The organism is Paenibacillus sp., assembly GCF_048976745.1.
Lineage (GTDB): Bacteria > Bacillota > Bacilli > Paenibacillales > Paenibacillaceae > Paenibacillus.
This window is the reverse complement of the sequence record NZ_JBHGUU010000004.1, coordinates 346,943-364,019: the sequence shown is the minus strand read 5'-3', so window position 1 is coordinate 364,019 and position 17,077 is coordinate 346,943. Positions and strand designations below refer to the sequence as shown.

At 45.4% G+C, this 17,077-nt stretch carries 17 protein-coding genes; 4 read left to right on the top strand and 13 right to left on the bottom strand.

The features are described 5' to 3' along the window. Positions 1-170: 170 nt before the first annotated feature. Entirely contained in the window at positions 171-2,783 is a 2,613-nt protein-coding gene (gene adhE / locus ACE3K2_RS02460) for a bifunctional acetaldehyde-CoA/alcohol dehydrogenase (RefSeq protein WP_421886290.1), read from the bottom strand. A 428-nt stretch (positions 2,784-3,211) separates the two neighbouring features. Here adhE and ACE3K2_RS02455 point away from each other — a divergent pair, with 428 nt between their 5' ends. Then, on the top strand, positions 3,212-3,928 hold the full coding sequence (locus ACE3K2_RS02455) for a Crp/Fnr family transcriptional regulator (protein WP_076333276.1): 717 nt from the start codon (positions 3,212-3,214) through the stop codon (positions 3,926-3,928). A gap of 88 nt (positions 3,929-4,016) precedes the next feature. Here the strand turns inward: ACE3K2_RS02455 and ACE3K2_RS02450 are convergent, their stop codons facing one another. From ACE3K2_RS02450 to ACE3K2_RS02425, 6 genes are all read right to left on the bottom strand, one after another. Further along, positions 4,017-4,730 carry a hypothetical protein gene (locus ACE3K2_RS02450; RefSeq protein WP_017687552.1) on the bottom strand — a complete coding sequence of 238 codons (714 nt, stop codon included), beginning with the start codon at positions 4,728-4,730 and terminating at the stop codon, positions 4,017-4,019. Positions 4,731-4,927: 197 nt separating this feature from the next. After that, positions 4,928-5,659 carry a hypothetical protein gene (locus ACE3K2_RS02445; protein WP_421886287.1) on the bottom strand — a complete coding sequence of 244 codons (732 nt, stop codon included), beginning with the start codon at positions 5,657-5,659 and terminating at the stop codon, positions 4,928-4,930. Positions 5,660-5,853: 194 nt separating this feature from the next. Next, entirely contained in the window at positions 5,854-6,150 is a 297-nt protein-coding gene (locus ACE3K2_RS02440) for a winged helix-turn-helix transcriptional regulator (protein WP_076333333.1), read from the bottom strand. Between the two features lie 331 nt (positions 6,151-6,481). Next, the gene (locus tag ACE3K2_RS02435; RefSeq protein ID WP_421886284.1) at positions 6,482-7,210 is read right to left on the bottom strand and encodes a ThuA domain-containing protein; all 729 of its coding nucleotides are present in this window, start codon (positions 7,208-7,210) and stop codon (positions 6,482-6,484) included. Between the two features lie 24 nt (positions 7,211-7,234). Beyond that, complete coding sequence (locus ACE3K2_RS02430; RefSeq protein WP_091028762.1) at positions 7,235-8,203, bottom strand: sugar phosphate isomerase/epimerase family protein; 969 nt, start codon at positions 8,201-8,203, stop codon at positions 7,235-7,237. A gap of 198 nt (positions 8,204-8,401) precedes the next feature. Next, a complete protein-coding gene (locus ACE3K2_RS02425) occupies positions 8,402-9,514 on the bottom strand; it encodes a Gfo/Idh/MocA family protein (RefSeq protein ID WP_421886281.1) in 1,113 nt (370 codons plus the stop codon). Positions 9,515-9,704: 190 nt separating this feature from the next. Here ACE3K2_RS02425 and ACE3K2_RS02420 point away from each other — a divergent pair, with 190 nt between their 5' ends. After that, complete coding sequence (locus ACE3K2_RS02420) at positions 9,705-10,523, top strand: AraC family transcriptional regulator (RefSeq protein ID WP_421886278.1); 819 nt, start codon at positions 9,705-9,707, stop codon at positions 10,521-10,523. Between the two features lie 25 nt (positions 10,524-10,548). Here the strand turns inward: ACE3K2_RS02420 and ACE3K2_RS02415 are convergent, their stop codons facing one another. Together ACE3K2_RS02415 and ACE3K2_RS02410 are read right to left on the bottom strand one after the other, a co-directional pair. Next, positions 10,549-10,863 carry a hypothetical protein gene (locus ACE3K2_RS02415; protein ID WP_421886275.1) on the bottom strand — a complete coding sequence of 105 codons (315 nt, stop codon included), beginning with the start codon at positions 10,861-10,863 and terminating at the stop codon, positions 10,549-10,551. Between the two features lie 32 nt (positions 10,864-10,895). Continuing rightward, positions 10,896-11,834 (bottom strand): Gfo/Idh/MocA family protein, encoded by a 939-nt coding sequence (locus ACE3K2_RS02410; protein ID WP_421886272.1) that lies wholly within the window; start codon positions 11,832-11,834, stop codon positions 10,896-10,898. A 199-nt stretch (positions 11,835-12,033) separates the two neighbouring features. On the opposite strand from ACE3K2_RS02410, the gene ACE3K2_RS02405 reads away from it, so the two are divergent. Both ACE3K2_RS02405 and msrA read left to right on the top strand, forming a co-directional pair. Next, positions 12,034-12,645: a TVP38/TMEM64 family protein gene (locus ACE3K2_RS02405; RefSeq protein ID WP_421886269.1), complete on the top strand. Its 612-nt coding sequence runs from the start codon at positions 12,034-12,036 to the stop codon at positions 12,643-12,645. Between the two features lie 182 nt (positions 12,646-12,827). Continuing rightward, a complete protein-coding gene (gene msrA, locus ACE3K2_RS02400) occupies positions 12,828-13,790 on the top strand; it encodes a peptide-methionine (S)-S-oxide reductase MsrA (protein ID WP_421886266.1) in 963 nt (320 codons plus the stop codon). A 323-nt stretch (positions 13,791-14,113) separates the two neighbouring features. On the opposite strand, the gene ACE3K2_RS02395 is transcribed toward msrA, so the two are convergent. From ACE3K2_RS02395 to ACE3K2_RS02380, 4 genes are all read right to left on the bottom strand, one after another. Next, on the bottom strand, positions 14,114-14,824 hold the full coding sequence (locus ACE3K2_RS02395; protein WP_100527165.1) for a thioesterase II family protein: 711 nt from the start codon (positions 14,822-14,824) through the stop codon (positions 14,114-14,116). A gap of 17 nt (positions 14,825-14,841) precedes the next feature. Further along, positions 14,842-16,080 carry an MFS transporter gene (locus ACE3K2_RS02390; RefSeq protein ID WP_421886263.1) on the bottom strand — a complete coding sequence of 413 codons (1,239 nt, stop codon included), beginning with the start codon at positions 16,078-16,080 and terminating at the stop codon, positions 14,842-14,844. Between the two features lie 72 nt (positions 16,081-16,152). After that, positions 16,153-16,767, bottom strand: a complete 615-nt coding sequence (locus ACE3K2_RS02385; RefSeq protein WP_100527643.1) for a TetR/AcrR family transcriptional regulator — start codon at positions 16,765-16,767, stop codon at positions 16,153-16,155. A gap of 149 nt (positions 16,768-16,916) precedes the next feature. Then, on the bottom strand, positions 16,917-17,060 hold the full coding sequence (locus tag ACE3K2_RS02380) for a hypothetical protein (RefSeq protein WP_421886259.1): 144 nt from the start codon (positions 17,058-17,060) through the stop codon (positions 16,917-16,919). Positions 17,061-17,077 lie beyond the last annotated feature (17 nt).

The window sequence follows — 17,077 nt, the reverse complement described above, 5'->3', positions numbered from 1 at the left end:
CTCCTCTATGCTCGGAGCAAACCAAATCTTAAAATACTCCTGAAAAACAGATGCTTCGCTCTTCTGTTTTTCTGCCCTCTTTTTATGGTTTGAAAGACGGCAATCGGGGCTCCCCACTCGGGGAACCCTGATCTTCTTGCCGTAAGGCATTCTCTTCGTTCTAATTAAGGTTATTCAAACTTTCCGTAGAAAGCGTTGCGGTATACATCAGCCAGTTCAGTTACCAGCGGCAACTTCGGATTGGCGGTTGTACATTGGTCTTCGAAGGCACGGTCAGCCAGATAATCCACATGTGCTTCAAAGTCTTTGGCATCAAATCCGATTTCCTGGAACGATTCTTCAATGCCCAATGTTTTGTTCAGTTTGCGAATGGCATTGATGAGACTGGTTACGCCTTCTTCTGTCGTACGTGCAGGCAATCCCAGAATCCGGGCAATCTCGGCATACCGCTCATCCGCTACAAAGTGCGAATATTTCGGGAACGATGCAAATTTGGTCGGTTTTTTCGCGTTGTAACGAATAACGTGCGGCATCAGGATTGCATTGGTACGTCCGTGTGCGGTGTGATACTGACCGCCCCATTTGTGCGCCAAGCTGTGGTTTATGCCCAAGAATGCATTGGCAAACGCCATACCGGCAATGGTGGAAGCATTATGCATTTTCTCACGCGCCAGTTTGTCACCTTGCAGTGCCGATTGCTCCAAGTATTGGAACACCAGTTGAATGGCTTTGATCGCGAGTCCATCCGTGTAATCATTAGCCATAACAGATACATAAGCTTCAATTGCGTGAGTCAGTACGTCCATACCTGTATCCGCAACGGCTGTTCTAGGCAGGGAGTATACAAACTCCGGATCAACAATGGCTACGTCCGGTGTCAGCTCATAGTCGGCCAACGGATATTTGGTGTTCCCTTGATTTTTATCTGTGATAACCGCGAACGATGTCACTTCGGAACCTGTACCGGATGTCGTTGGAATCGCTACAAATTTCGCTTTTACGCCGAGACGTGGATATTTGTAGATCCGTTTGCGGATATCCATGAATTTTTGTTTCAGGTCATTGAAGTCCGTGTCCGGATATTCATAGAACAACCACATCGCTTTCGCAGCATCCATCGGTGATCCACCGCCGAGTGCAATAATGCAGTCTGGCTGGAAGCGGCGCATCATTTCGGTTCCGCGATCTACCGTTGTTGTGGATGGGTCTGGCTCTACATCAGAGAATACTTCGATCGCTACTGGCATTTGGCGTTGACGCAGATAGTGTTCTACCTTTTCAACATATCCAAGTTTCACCATCATGGCATCCGTGATAATTGCGACCCGTGTGATGTCAGGCATTTTGGCAAGATACTGCGTTGCCCCTTTTTCGAAGTAAACTTTGTTCGGCACTTTGAACCATTGCATATTCACGGTACGGCGAGCCACCCTTTTCACATTGATTAAGTTCACAGCGGTTACGTTGGAAGAAGTCGAGTTACGTCCGTATGATCCGCATCCCAGTGTCAACGATGGCATGTTTGTGTTGTAGATATCCCCGATGGCACCGTGTGTGGATGGTGAGTTCACAATAATCCGTCCGGTTTGCAGACGATCTGCGAATTTGCCGATCACTTCTTCATTTGTTGAGTGGATAACCGAGGAGTGACCCATGCCGCCAAAAGCAACCACTTCTGCTGCACGCTCAATGCCCTCTGCTGCCGTTTTAACTTTGTAACAGGCCAGTACCGGACTTAATTTCTCAGCCGACAATGGGAATTTGGTACCTACACCTTCAATCTCGGCCACAAGAATTTTGGTGCCTGCCGGAACTTCAATCCCGCACAACTTCGCAATGCTTACCGCAGATTGACCAACAATCGCAGGATTCACCGCACATTTCTCAGCATTAATTGCACCTGCCGTCAATTTTGCTGCTTCATCTTTGTTAACAAAGTAACAGCCATTTGCGATCATTTTTTTCTTCACTTGATCAAAGATTGGTTCTTCAATGATGACTGCTTGCTCGGAAGCACAGATCATACCGTTGTCGAAAGACTTCGACAGGATCAAATCCGTTACTGCCTGATTGATATCCGCGCTTTTCTCGATAAAGCAAGGTACGTTACCCGGTCCTACGCCCAGTGCAGGTTTACCACAGCTGTACGCTGCGCGTACCATGCCGGATCCGCCTGTTGCCAGAATAAGAGCCACATCATTGTGATTCATCAGTTCATTTGTACGATCCATGGAAGGATCATCAATCCACTGAATACAATCTGCTGGTGCACCATGTTTCACCGCTGCATCACGCAGGATTTTGGCAGCTTCCCGGCTACAATTCTGTGCAGATGGATGGAAACCAAAGATAATCGGGTTACGTGTCTTGATGGAGATCAGTGCTTTAAACATCGTTGTTGATGTTGGGTTCGTTACTGGGGTGATCCCCATGATGATCCCAACCGGCTCCGCAATTTTCTGGAAGCTTTCGTACTCATTATCTTCAATTACTCCTACCGTTTTGTCATATTTAATGCTATGATACACATATTCTGTAGCAAATATATTTTTGGTGATTTTATCCTCATATACTCCGCGGCCTGTTTCTTCTACGGCCATCTTGGCGAGCATCATGTGTTTATCTAACCCCGCAAGAGCCATTGCTTGCACAATCCGGTCAATCTGCTTCTGGTCCATCTTCATGAATGCGGCGTGTGCTTTATTCGCTTTGTCAATTAACGTTTGAATATACTGACCTGCTGTCGGTTCTTTTGCTGGGGCGACTTCGTTCTTTACAGCCATCTCCCTCATCCTCCTAAAGGTTCGTATTGGTTTGTCTCTCTTCTTTACATTCACATCGTACCATGGGTAAAAGGTTAAATATGTGATTTTTTTCACAAAGTATAACAAATTTAATTTAAGTTTTGTAGTGTCCTTCATAAGACCATTTTCGCTTCCTATTTAAAATATAGGGCTATACAATTCATCCTCTCCATCAAAAGTGAATTTAATCACAATGTTTGAAATTTTGTCATTTTTGCCCCCTTTCCTTCCCCCTCAAACGGTAAGATTAGGTATATACTGAACTTAAAAATTGAACCACCGCAATTTGTACCGTCCTTCCTCCCGGCCGAGATGACCCTGATCAGGACGGCAACGGTTTGCGGCGAACCTCGGAGGCTACTGCTTACTACAGAAGGTCGTCCGATGGACATAAAGGGGAGATACTTATGAGAGAACTAACCACTGTACTGGAAAAGCGCGGTAATACAAACTGTTTCTCGGAAGCGAATTTCAACCATCTGCTGGTTACCATGAAAGATAGAACTTATCCGGAAGGTACACATCTGTACTGGGAAGGCGACATCTCTGACAAACTTTATTATATGAAACGGGGTCGTGCCCAGATCACCAAATCCACGGATGAAGGCAAGGAACTGATCATGTACATGTATCAATCCGGTGATATGATCGGGCAGGCTGATCCCTTCTTTGGCTCTAAGCATAGCTTCTCAGCGGAAGTATTAGAGGATAGTGAAATCGGTGTACTGGAGCATAAGGATCTGGAGATGTTAATCTGCCAGCATTGTGACTTTGCGATAGACTTTATGAAATGGATGGGCATCCACCACCGGTTAACACAGACCAAGTTCCGGGATCTCATGTTATATGGGAAACCGGGGGCACTCTGCTCCACCCTCATTCGGTTGTCGAATTCGTATGGTGAGCCTCATGGAGAACATGTCATTATTCACAAAAAAATTACCCATACGGACCTGTCCAATATGATTGGAGCTACCCGTGAAAGTGTAAACCGCATGTTAAGCGATCTGCGCAAGAAAGATGCAATCGAATATGACAACGGCATGATCGTCATCAAAGATCTGAAGATGCTGCAAGGCATCTGTCACTGTGAACTTTGCCCGAACGAGATCTGTCGTATTTAATATTTGATTATGCTGATCGGATGTTGCTTATATATTTTAAATGCAAAAAGCCCAGTTCTCTAATTAGAGATTGGGCTTCTTGGTATACTTAGGATGCATTGGTCAATTCAAGCTTCACCGCATCACGTGGATTCAATTTCATGTCCAACCCATTTTCCATTAATTCTTTGTCATTCACCATGATAACCCACCGCTCATTCATGCGAGGTGTGACATTCTCGACCGAAACGACGAATTTGTTATTCTCCGACATTCTTACAATCCCGCTGGACTTCAACACATCGCGAACGGTGCACTCTTGAACGTAGACTCCGGCATATTGACGATTGAGGGTTGGCATAATGTTTCCACCGCTAACCTTGAGTAACGTTGTCTGATATGCAACGCCATCTCCCCCACTGTCAGCGGCTTTCACGTAAATAATCACTTCATCTTTGGCATGAAGCTCCATATCCCAATCTTCCTGTTCAATATCCTTGCCATTCAATTTGACAGCCCAGCTAAGCGAAGAATCCAGAGACACTTCACCGACGGATTGAATCCGTTTGCCATCTGCCGTAAAATCAACCAGCCCGCTATTAAGTAATGCTTTTTTGAGTGTCAAACCCTCGCTAAAATCGCGCTTAATGGACTTGGTTGCATCAGGCAAAAACGTACTGCCATCTACAGCCACTGTAATTGTATTCGCTGTTTCTGTCTCTTTGACAATTGGCTGCTCAGAGGGCTGTGTCTCACTACAACCAGCCAAGATCGCCAGTAGGAGCAAACATACACCTATGTAACCGGGGATTTTCTTCATCATGTAGGTAACACCACCCTGCGTAAAATCATTCACCCTGTTGTCCATAACCTCTATTATGGCACAACCTTCGGCAAAAAAAAGTGTCAAAGCCGTTACTTTTATAGGGTGTCCTCTCTAAATAGGGCTTGTACAAGAAAGAGAGCCTGCACACAGGCTCTCCAATCTTAATCAATTTTCAGATCTCATTGCTTATGCGGTTACTGGACACAAGCCTGCATGTATGTCCGTCCTCCATCGCCATCTTTCAGATATGGATTAAGTCCAAAGAACTGTTCCTCAGACACGTATACACCTGTCAGCAATCGCCCTTCAAGCAATCCACCGTCCACCTGCACGCAACATGAAGGTGCGTCTACATACTCCTGATACAACGGAATCTGCCCATACTGTTGATGTACCTTGAATACCTTCCCTTGCTCATGCAAAGGCCGTTCCGAGAAATAGGTTGGTACAATATAACGGGCAATGACATCCAGTTCCTGAACGCTATAAAAGGGTTCATCACCAAGCCATGGTGCAAACATTCGAATCTTCTCATATTGAGACCAGACAACCGCCTGAATCAGCATTTCTGCCTGAACCCACCGACCCTCTCCCACATCCAGAACCAACCGCTTTTTATGGATTGTTTCTTCCATCTGAGACATCGTTGAATCAGGTTGTCTCAATTCACATCCGATACACTTCCAGCCCCTGGATGTTTGAATCCATTTTTGCAGCACCGCCGGAGCAAATCTCGGACCATCGCTGTTCACAGAATGTGTATTCACTTCGACTAGATCATCCTTAACCGAACGGGAATATGCTGTACGCTTGAATAACTCTGCAGCTTTTTTGTAGATTAGATGGACCTGAATGGATGCGCTCTCAAGTTCTGCAATATCTTTCTTGCCGTAGCGTACTTCACGGGATAAGCTTTCTTCTCTCATGACAAGTGGGCCTCCTTCGCTCCGGCCGTCTGTGGCCATTTTCTATAGATTATACTACAACTCATGACAACATGTGCACCGCCCAAGAGAAAAACGCCAATCCACGTTATACTTAAGACAAAAACCCCTGATTTCCACGGAAATCAGGAGTCTATGTCATTCATGCAACGAAAGTGGGTGATATTGCTTATACGTTAGTCAACCCACTTCTCAGCCCAATCTTGAATTTGATTCATGACAGGCTGGAGCGCTCTACCTTTATCCGTCAGTTCATATTCAATACGAACCGGCGTCTCGGGATAGACGTGACGAACCAGAATACCTTCACTCTCCAGATCTTTCATCCGTTCGGATAACATCTTATCACTCATGGATGGGATCAGATTGGAGATATCCTTGAATCGCTTCGAACCACTCATCAACGTTTGAATAATTAAACCATTCCAGCGCTTGCCCAAAAAAGAAAACGCCGTCTCAAAACGCGGACACATCCGCAAGTCTTGACCTTCCACATTAATCACCTCTTTAGAGATCACTCAAATCAACTTACATTTTGTTAGTATATTTCATAATAACATATTTAAGCTTCAAAGAAAACGTCTGCAACTAAAAAGTTTAAATTTTAGAAGCATAACATCCAAAATGGATCATACATCCCAGTATACATTACACGCTGCGTCGTAACCATGGGAAATATCGTATAACATCACCATAGTACTATCTTACCCAAAAAGAACCCAACTGCCACAGTCATCATTGACTCGGAGAAGGGTTCTTATTGAATATAACTTATAATTTCCATTTCACGATTGAGTTAGTGAATTAAACCAGCACGCCACCAAATGGTCTTACAGGTTCGCTCTTGCCAAATTCCGGCTTAAAGCTGCGGGCAGGATATGCCCATTTCACTGCGTTACTGATTACTCTCAATATTTCCGGTTTGTAATAGGTCGGATACGTCTCATGACCCGGTCGGAAATAAAAGATTTTACCTTCACCACGCCGGAACGTGCATCCACTCCGGAATACTTCTCCACCCTGGAAGTTGCTCACAAACACCAGTTCATCCGGTACTGGAATATCGAAGAACTCACCGTACATCTCTTCTTTTTCCAATATAATCTTGCCTTCAATGCCATCTGCAATCGGATGAGACGGGTTAACACACCATACAATTTCCTGCTCGTCAGCTACACGCCATTTCAGATCGCAACTGGTTCCCATCAGTGCTTTGAATGGTTTGGAGAAGTGACCTGAATGGAGCACAATCATTCCCATTCCGTTCAGCACTCGCTGCGCGACCTTCTGTGAGATCTCATCGCTTACGCGATCATGTGCCATATGTCCCCACCATATAAGCACATCCGTGGAATTCAGCACTTCATCACTTAATCCGTGTTCAGGCTGATCCAGTGTAGCTGTACGAATAGCAAAGCCTTCGCCGCCAAGTCCGTCAGCCAGTGCTCGATGCAGACCATCCGGGTAGACTTCCCTTACTTCATCGTGAATTTTCTCATGGACAAATTCATTCCAAATGGTGACGTTGATCATATTCAATTTCCCCCTAGTGTAGCTCTAAACCCACCACATATCGCCCAGCGGTTCTTCAATCAATACTTGCTGGAGATTTTGCACGGCTTTAGAGAATCCTTCTTCAACCGACATCAGACCGTCTTCGTGTTCAATACTTACTACATAATCATATCCGACCAGACGCAAGGCACTAATAATGTCTGCCCAAGTCTTGTTATCATGTCCATAACCGACCGAGCGGAACTGCCAAGCCCGATCCAACATATTGGTATAGTCCTGCATATCCGTTACACCGTGTTTGTTCACGTTTACCGGATCAATCGTTGTATCTTTTGCATGGAAGTGATGGATGGCTCCTTCACGTCCCAAGATGTGAATGGCCTGAACCGGATCAATACCTTGCCACCACATGTGACTTGGATCCAGATTGGCTCCAATCACTTCACCTGCTGCTTCACGCAGTCTCAACAAAGTTGCTGGTGTATGAACAGAGAATCCACCGTGCAGCTCCAATCCAACTTTTACGTTACGATCTGCTGCAAATTTACCCCACTCTGTCCAATACGGGATAACTTTGTTCTCCCATTGCCACTTCAGGATCTCCTGGAAATCATTCGGCCAAGGTGCAACTGGCCAGTTCGGATATTTGGCATCCTCATGGTCTCCCGGACAACCGGAGAATGTATTCACTACAGGCACTTCCAGTTTCTCAGCCAGTTCTACCGTTTTGACAAAATCATCGTGAAATCCTTTGGCAATATCCTTTTGCGGATGAAGCGGGTTACCGTGACAGCTCAGTGCACTAATCGTCAAACCGCGTGATTCCACTGCATTTTTGAAGTTTTTCAGTGCTGTAGGATTGCTTAACAACTCATCTGGCTTACAGTGTGCATTGCCTGGATGTCCGCCTGTTCCGATCTCTACCGCTTTTAATCCCTTGGATGCTACATAATCAAGAGCATCCTCCAATTTACGTCCTCCGAATAGTACCAAAAACACGCCGAGTTTCAAGTGCGATTCCTCCCTGGAATAGATATCGTATGATTGCTGAATTCATGAATATTGAACTAATACAATTACCGTTCAGATCACATGCCTGTTTGATTAGTGTGGAAAATCGAGAGTGTTTCTATCCTGAAATTGATCGTAAGAATACTGGTTATTCTTCATCACCCGAAAGAGTACAAGCATTGAGAATTGTTACTCGTACTAGTGCGATTCCACGGTTTCAATCTCAGACTGAACTGTGCGAGTTACTGCAAAAGCGTCATAGCTGCTCTCCAGATGTATGTGCTTGCCTTCAAGTGAAGAACGCTGGAATGAATGCATGGCTTCCAGTACGTGATAAGCAAGCTTGCCACTGGCTTTGTGTTCGCGTCCGGCACGAATGGATTCGACCATTTCGGTTACGCCGATGCCTCGTTCGTTTTGTCCACTTTCGAAGACGGGTTGGATCGTCTCCCAAGTGTCTTGACCGTATCTGCGCACCTTCACTTCCCCGTTAAAATAATTGGGGTCAGGTACACTCAGCGTACCCTCTGTACCGTAGATTTCAATACGTGGCAGATCCGAAGCTCCGCGAATGTCAAAACTGGTAATCATCGTTGCAATGGCACCTTCTGCGAAATCAATGGTTCCTGCCAAATGGGTAGGCGTCTCTACTTGCAGCGCTGTACCTTCCTTGGGTCCGGAGCCAATTCTGCGATCTGCAATCTGTATGCCTGCCGAGGCGCTGATTCTGCGTATCGGTCCAAGCAGCGTAATCAGAGCGGTCAGGTAGTAAGGTCCCATATCAAACATCGGTCCACCACCTGCGACATAAAAGAACTCCGGATTAGGATGCCAAGCTTCTGGTCCTCCACCCATGAAGAACGAAGTCGCAGCAATTGGCTTGCCAATCAGCCCATCCTCAATGGCTTTACGAGCTGTCTGTATGCCAGAACCAAGGAAGGTGTCCGGTGCAGAACCCACATACAATCCCTTTTCCTCAGCCAGCTCAACAACCTTGCGACCATCCTCAAGCGAAATTGCCAGCGGCTTCTCGGCATACACATGTTTGCCTGCTTCGAGTGCAGCCAGATCGGTCATGGCATGACTACCAGGAACCGTAAGATTCAGCACAAGTTCAATTTCGTTATTTTGCAGCAACTCATCTACATTGTAAACGTTTGCGATATTAAATTCATCTGCCCGTTCCTGAGCGCGTTCACGAATCAGATCCGCAACAGCCACCACTTCAATGACTGGGTTGTTTTTGAGATTTTCCAAGTAGATGGCGCTGATGTTACCACACCCGATGATGCCTGCTTTCATTTTCTCCACTGTGACGTTCATCTCCTTACGCATGGTGAAAATCTGCGTGTGAATGGTTGAGATACATAAGTTAAGTTGGATGTTTCCTGTTCCTTAAATCTAATACTATGGTATTCCCTTTCAGGTTCAATTAAAATGAATAATATGATCGAAACATGAACTATCTGGTCATAATTTTCAAATTGCAAGGAGTATGCCCATGCCTATAGATTCTTCCTGCCAAGTTCTTACAGCAGGCTTCTCATTTCATCGTAAACCCTACGCTATGGTACAGCCTGAAGGGGTGAAGAACTACCTGTTAAGACTGCAAACAGACGGACGTTGCCGTGCACGCATTGAAGGGGACATGTCCCTGGTGGATGCGGGCGATCTGCTTCTTTTTGATCCTGACGAGCCCTATGAGCTGAGAATAGACAATGAAACCAATCCGATGGGAGAACGACTGGTGGAGAGTGGCGACTATCACATCTTCTTTAATGGCTCCTGGGTGGATGAGTGGTGGAAGCGTCACAAACGGCCGACCCGGATCAAAGTTGAACTGACGGAAAGCCTCCTGGTCCTGTTTCGACAGCTCGTACTGGAGCAGCGCCGCATCTCCAATCCTTATCCGGAAATCTCAAGTTATTATATGCGGATTTTATGTCTTGAAGTGGATCGTCTGCTCGCGGAGCATCCCACGATAACCAACACTAATTATGTGGCTTATGAGATTAAGAACTACATTGAAGAAAACGCTTCCTCTTTATTCAAGCTGGATGATGTGGCAACACATATTGGCATCAGTGTCTCACGGGGTGTTCATCTCTTTAAAGAAGCGTTTGGTAAAAGCATCATGCAATACACGCTTGACGTCCGGCTGAATATGGCCAGGGAACGGATTATTTTCAGTCCAATGACCCTGGAGCAAGTGTCTGAGTCTTCTGGCTTTAATAACTATACCTATTTTCATCGGGTATTCCGTTCCCGGTTCGGCATGTCCCCGAAGGAATTCCGCGTCATTCACCGGGAACAGATGTAATCATACTAGTATACGTAAGTTGAACTTATTTGCGCGCGGCTATGGCATCGGATACAACCATCGCCAGATCTTCATTGCCAAACATGGACAATACGCCAAGTACCGTATCATCCGGGATCTCACCGGCTTCCTCCTTGGATACAATCAGCTTCTGCACCTGCTGCAAACGCTCGTTGCTCTGCTGATTCGGGTAGGCTAGCCGGTACATCTCTTCCGGGTCCAAACCATTATTGACACACCACTGGGCAAATACGAGGATCATCATCTCTTCTTCCTGCTTATAGGTTTCAATAACAGCTTCCTCGATCTGTTTATTACGTTCCTTTTCATATTCATCCATGACTTGTATTCCTCCGTATGTGTATTCTGCAACTATTTGCGAATCAATTGTTCAGCCAGTTCATGACTGTCCATAACATGACTTGCACTGATTAGGCAATCATCAGGCGAGTCCAGACAAGCCAGGAAATTGTCAACTGCTCCGCTAAAACCTCTGCGTGCTAACACGGTGTCCCAGCTCCCGAACGTTTCTTTGGTTTCCAGACTCCCCTGTTCCATGTAGCTGATCGTGTCCATATTCACCACTTCAACAGAACGTCCACCACCGTGCAATTCAATCTTCTCCAGATCTGCTCCAGCTTCACGCACCATATCGAATCGACCGTAGGCTGTCCTGCCCAACTTGGCCGTTCCTGTTGCATGCAGCAGTCTGTCCAGATCATTCTTCCGAATCCATTGATGTAGCAACTCCACATTATGATCCGAATACCACAACATCAGATCCAGCATATGGATGAGATCATCATAGATGGTTTCTGCCGCAGGACGATCCTGAATGCCTGTACGATGTTTGGTCACTGTCAGAGAGTCGAAGCCTTTTCCACCCTGCATCCATTCTTTCGCTTTTTGGTACATCGGTGCGAATCTGCGGTTGAAGCCCACTGCCAGCAACAGACCTTGTGCCTCCGCAAAAGCCGTCATCTCTTCCGACTCCCGAAGCGTATAGGATAACGGCTTGTCTACGTACACGGCTAATCCCTGTTCCAAACAATGCATGACAATGTCAAAGTGCGCTTCCGTTGCTGTATGTACAAACACCGCATCCAAGTCCCAGGACAACAGTTCTTTCAGATCCGTTGTTCCCCTTTCTAATCGATACGCCTCCTGAGCGACTTTGACCGGCTCCGGAGATCGGTTCATTATGCCTACAATCTCCACGTTCGGATGAGCTGTTAACAGCGGCAAATATACTTTACGTGCAATATCGCCGAGGCCGATAATTGCAATTCGTTTACGTTGGGATGTTTCCATGATGATCATTCCACCTTCAGTTCGGTTCTATATTTCCACGTCCTATAGTGTAACCCTTCGGACAGCAACTTGCCAGTGATTGCAGCAGACTTCGCACGAATTGTTCAGACCATGGGCGAACGTGGTAAACTTATGAGGAACAGCAGTACAGATCGGGACACGACCAGACCTGCCTGATCTGAAAGGAGCGTTTGGGATTTTGCGAAAATGGTTATGGCTTCTGTTATATGTTTTACTTGCAGGAGTCACGTTTATTTACAGATATGAACTGCTGGCCTGGACCGATCTCCATCAGTCCATCCCACTGTTACTCGCCATGGCAACATTGTTTGCTCTTGTGCCAGTGATTCCTTATAAGTTTGTTATTATCGCCTTTGGTTACAGTTACGGTACGACCACAGCAGCCTGGATATGCTGGCTTGGCACAACACTTGCTGCCATGCTTGTCTATGGCGGAGCAAGGACCATTTTCAGACATCAGGCGAGATCGTACCTCGAACGCATTAAGGGTCTGAACCGTTTTACCACATGGATGGAAGCCCATCCGTTCATGGGTGTCATGTCGATGCGCCTGTTGCCGGTTGTGCCTCAGATGGCCGTTAATATCTACGCAGGTATAACGTATACGCCATTCTGGATCTTCGTGGTCGCCACAGCAATTGGCAAAATGCCCGCAATTTTTGTTTTTGCCTATGCAGGTGCACAGGCTGAAACCTCAATCTGGCTGAGCCTGGGCATCCTTGCGGGATATCTGGTGGTCATGACTATCGTATTGCTTTTCTTTCGCTTTCGGTCACGCAATAAAGCCTGAATATGGGATTCGCAAGCCATTCAGATCCGCTTTGTTTTCAATCCCGCTTGGTTGGCTTGCCAATTCAGGATATAATAGAAGAACAAGCCCAATGCTTGTGGTAACCAGTTTTAATAAAATGGTAGATTGCTGGAGCTCAAATACGAGCACTAAATCTTCATCAGAAATGGAGTGACTATAGCATGGAAAAACATTCACATGAGTTAGCAACTTTTGCAGGCGGATGCTTCTGGTGTATGGTATCCCCCTTTGAAGAACTGCCCGGTATTCACAAGATCGTATCGGGTTATACAGGAGGACATACCGAGAATCCAACATATGAAGAGGTCTGCTCGGAGACAACGGGACATGTAGAGGCTGTGCAAATTACGTTCGACCCTGCCATCTTCCCTTATAAGAAACTGGTTGAACTGTTCTGGCAGCAGATTGATCCTACGGATACAGGCGGACAATTCCATGACCGCGGATCTTCCTATCAGACGGCCATCTTCTATCATAGCGAAGAGCAGCGCCAGCTTGCGGAAGCTTCCAAAGCGGAGCTGGGACAAAGCGGACGTTTTGACAAACCAATCTTCACTCCGATTTTGCCAGCCAAACCGTTCTATGAAGCGGAGGAACATCACCAGAATTATCACCGGAAGAACCCTGCCCACTACAAACGGTACAGCAAAGGTTCTGGACGCGTAGACTTCATCGAACGCAACTGGTCTGGCAATGTGGACAAAGACGGGCTGAAAGAGCGTCTGACGCCGCTTCAATATGAAGTTACGCAGAACAGCGCGACCGAGCCTGCATTCCATAACGAATTCTGGGATCACCACGGTGACGGGATCTATGTGGATATCGTATCCGGCGAGCCATTGTTCAGTTCTACTGACAAATACGATTCCGGTTGCGGCTGGCCAAGCTTCACACGTCCATTGCGTGACCACAACGTCAAGGAAAAAACCGATCTCAGCCACTTCATGATTCGTACCGAAGTGAGAAGTCGTGAGGGTGATTCCCACCTGGGTCACCTGTTCAACGATGGTCCTGCCGAAGCAGGTGGCATGCGTTATTGCATCAACTCTGCGGCACTTCGTTTTATACCCAAAGAAGACTTGCAAAAAGAAGGATACGGTGAGTACGCCGTCCTTTTTCAATAAGTTAAGATCTAACACCAGAGTAGCGGTTAATCCCGCTACTCTTTTTATATCAGCATTTTGCATAATTCGATTCCACTTGCTCCCGGTTAGAAGTTATAGACGAATAGAACCATTTCGATCTATATCTTGCTGATTAAAAGTCACTCTTTGGATTTATGCAAAATGCTCATATACATTCCTTTTCTAAATAAACAAGTAGGAGTCCCCATAGTCAAAGACTCACGTTATAGGGACCCTACTTGATCATGCTTTTTGTTATTTATAGAGATTGAGTTATGGTGCAAAATACTTCACCTTACTAAACAGATAAGCTTACGCTCTCGTCATGCATGATACTCGCTCAGTACACGGGCGATCTGCTCCGTGATCCGATTATATTGCTGATGAATAAAGAAGTGGTCCCCCGGATAGACACTTAGCGTACAACTCCCTTTCGTTACTTGGTTCCATGCATGCATGTGTTCCATGGGAATCAGGTCATCAGCCCCCGCAAGAACAGTAATATCAGTATTTAACGGCGCTCTCGACGCTGCCCACTGGTAGCTCTCAACGATCTGCAGATCTGATCTGAGCAAGGGAACGAAGATCTCCGCTAATTCTTTATTCTCGAATACTTCTGGTGACATGCCGCCAAGTTGAAGCATTTCCTGTATAAACTTATCGTGAGGCAATGCATGTATCGCTTTTTTATGATTGGTTATATGTGGAGCCTTTCTCGCAGCCACAAAAAGATGCGCTGGATCTCTGCCCTGTTTATCCTTGATGTAATGAGCCAGTTCATAAGCAATAAGGCTTCCCATACTATATCCAAATAGAACAATCTTCTCCTCGAACAAGTGGGATGGAATAGATAAATAGGCATCCTCCACAGCCTGTTCCATGGATGTGTACAGAGGTTCGTTCATTCTTCGACCTCTTCCGGACAATTCAACCAGATGTAACTGAATATGAGAAGGGAGGTAATTACGCCAGCGATAATACACCATGGATGAACCCCCAGCATAAGGAAAGCAGATGAGATGTATGCAATTCATGAACTTCCTCCAATTTCCTAGTCTACTGCCTGATGAGCAACTTCCGGATTCAATGTGTTCACGGGAGCAGTCTGCTCATTGCGAAATTGAATTCTCATACCTGGAAGGATGCTCAAGATCATCACGGTAACTGAGATGATATAGACGATAAATAAGGATGTGTTATTCATGAGTACACCTGCCATGGAAGATCCAATAAGCATGGCCCCCATAAATAATGGTGTAATGGTACCATTGACTCTCCCAATCAAGTGCTCATCAATCCGGGTAACTAAGTACGTCGAGATAATGACGTTGATAAAAGCCAGACTGATGGAGCTTAGGAAGCTTATCACAAGAGTCAGCCAGAACCAACTGGATAATACTTCACCCATCGTGGTTACAGCCAGACACAGCACCCCTACCATTAAAGTCAACGTTTGATTCAACTTGCCACTCAAAGCAGCAGCGATTCCCCCACCGATTAACAGACCTAATCCAGATATACCAGACAGGAACTGTAATGACGTCTGCTCAAGTCCCAAACGTTCGGTGATCAGAAATATTTCAAGTGGGCTGATAAGACCTGAAGAGAGTCCCACACAGACGAATACCAAACTAAGCATTTTTAATGAACGGGATTGCCCGACATATTGCCACCCCTCCTTGATATCCGCCAATAATGAGGTGTCCGTTTCTCGCTGAACGGAATCCTTCGGCAAAAAAGTAAGAAGAATAGCGGAGGTCATGAACAGAATCAGTAATGCATACATCGAAGTTTGAATCCCCATAACGGTATATATGAAAGTTCCGACGATAGGCCCGAGAATTAAGAAAAGAGATTGACCACTCTGTGTAATGGCAATTGCTGACTGCACATGCTCTTCTTCTACATTTCGCTTCACAATCTTCACGGATGATGGCTGTGAAAACTGACTAACGATAGAGGATACAAAAGTGGCGACATATAAAATCTGCCAATAACCAGAAGACAAGACGGCAATAATCATGATAATGGATAATGCACTGAGCATATCGCCCAATATCATTGTACGTTTGGGATTCCAGCGATCAGCAAGTGCACCCCCAATGATGGAGAAAACAAAAATCGGAGCGTACTCAAGGACCGTTATAAGCGAGACCGCTATGGGGTTGCCCTGGGTTTGATCCATCACATAATAGAGAATCGCCATATTCCGTATCCATATAGCCAGATTTTGCAGTAGATCAGACCCCGTAACGATAAGAAAAGCTTTGTTCCTGAACAATGTGCTCATTCTCCATCTCCCTTTAAACCGACTGTCCGGTTTATTAATTTTCAAAAGAAAAACTGATTATACATCAGCTTTTCATTGTTGAAGTTGTTGGATGCCCACTAGCATGCTGGCAATACCTTTTTTGTAGAGTCGTCTGATATCAGTCAGATCCTTCTCATAATAAAGTGTGCTTAATCCGTTAAAAAGACCGTTAATAATGTGCATTAAGTCTTGTGGATCTTCAGGTTTCAATTCGCCATCCTCAATCCCTTTCGAGATGATTCGCTCATAAGTCATATAAGGAATTCGGATCAGGGAAAGCATCTCATCCAGCATCTCTTGACTGACCACCTGACCTGAGACAAACTCGTTAATTGAATGATTGAGCGGATTCGCCAAATCGTCAACATAATGATCTGCAAGACCATACAATTTATCTACGGACGTCTCATACTGATGTTCCTTTTCCAGCCATGAATCCATCCACTCTTCGTTATTGAGTTTGATGAGATACATGAAGAGTTCTTCCTTACTTTTGAAATGATAATATATACTGCCTTTACTTCGATTGTTAATTGTACATATGTCCTCCATAGAGGTTGCACTATATCCCTTTTGTGCAAATAACTCTTTGGTGTTACGAGCGATATCTTTCTTGATCTGAGCAACATCTTTTCTCCGTTTGACTTCGATTGAAGACCCCTCCATCAAAAGACTGACCATTCAGTCTAATAGTATCACACCCAAATTTTTCCGTCAATGCACTTTATGTATGTACCCTCTTACATATCTCATATTTTCCTGAGATTTGCAAGAGGGTACATTATGAAAACTAAAATTATTAACAATTATTTGTTTTAATCTTCATCTTCTTCTTTGAAAGCGTCGCTTAATTCCTGTCTAATCGTCTCAGGCAGTTTCTCTGTTTCTTCCACCAATTCATTGATCTCTTCGGGGACTTCCTCGTCCCTTACAACTCCGAATTTGAAAAATTTGCTCATGTTTTTCTCCTCCTATG

Excerpts from the sequence above, each read along its gene's own strand:
- ACE3K2_RS02390 (WP_421886263.1), bottom strand. The coding sequence starts at position 16,080 with ATGAGCACATTGTTCAGGAACAAAGCTTTTCTTATCGTTACGGGGTCT.
- msrA (WP_421886266.1), top strand. The coding sequence starts at position 12,828 with ATGGAAAAACATTCACATGAGTTAGCAACTTTTGCAGGCGGATGCTTC.
- ACE3K2_RS02395 (WP_100527165.1), bottom strand. The coding sequence starts at position 14,824 with ATGAATTGCATACATCTCATCTGCTTTCCTTATGCTGGGGGTTCATCC.
- ACE3K2_RS02415 (WP_421886275.1), bottom strand. The coding sequence starts at position 10,863 with ATGGATGAATATGAAAAGGAACGTAATAAACAGATCGAGGAAGCTGTT.
- ACE3K2_RS02380 (WP_421886259.1), bottom strand. The coding sequence starts at position 17,060 with ATGAGCAAATTTTTCAAATTCGGAGTTGTAAGGGACGAGGAAGTCCCC.
- ACE3K2_RS02385 (WP_100527643.1), bottom strand. The coding sequence starts at position 16,767 with ATGGAGGGGTCTTCAATCGAAGTCAAACGGAGAAAAGATGTTGCTCAG.
- ACE3K2_RS02445 (WP_421886287.1), bottom strand. The coding sequence starts at position 5,659 with ATGAGAGAAGAAAGCTTATCCCGTGAAGTACGCTACGGCAAGAAAGAT.
- ACE3K2_RS02450 (WP_017687552.1), bottom strand. The coding sequence starts at position 4,730 with ATGATGAAGAAAATCCCCGGTTACATAGGTGTATGTTTGCTCCTACTG.
- ACE3K2_RS02435 (WP_421886284.1), bottom strand. The coding sequence starts at position 7,210 with ATGATCAACGTCACCATTTGGAATGAATTTGTCCATGAGAAAATTCAC.
- adhE (WP_421886290.1), bottom strand. The coding sequence starts at position 2,783 with ATGGCTGTAAAGAACGAAGTCGCCCCAGCAAAAGAACCGACAGCAGGT.
- ACE3K2_RS02455 (WP_076333276.1), top strand. The coding sequence starts at position 3,212 with ATGAGAGAACTAACCACTGTACTGGAAAAGCGCGGTAATACAAACTGT.
- ACE3K2_RS02410 (WP_421886272.1), bottom strand. The coding sequence starts at position 11,834 with ATGGAAACATCCCAACGTAAACGAATTGCAATTATCGGCCTCGGCGAT.
- ACE3K2_RS02440 (WP_076333333.1), bottom strand. The coding sequence starts at position 6,150 with ATGTGTCCGCGTTTTGAGACGGCGTTTTCTTTTTTGGGCAAGCGCTGG.
- ACE3K2_RS02420 (WP_421886278.1), top strand. The coding sequence starts at position 9,705 with ATGCCTATAGATTCTTCCTGCCAAGTTCTTACAGCAGGCTTCTCATTT.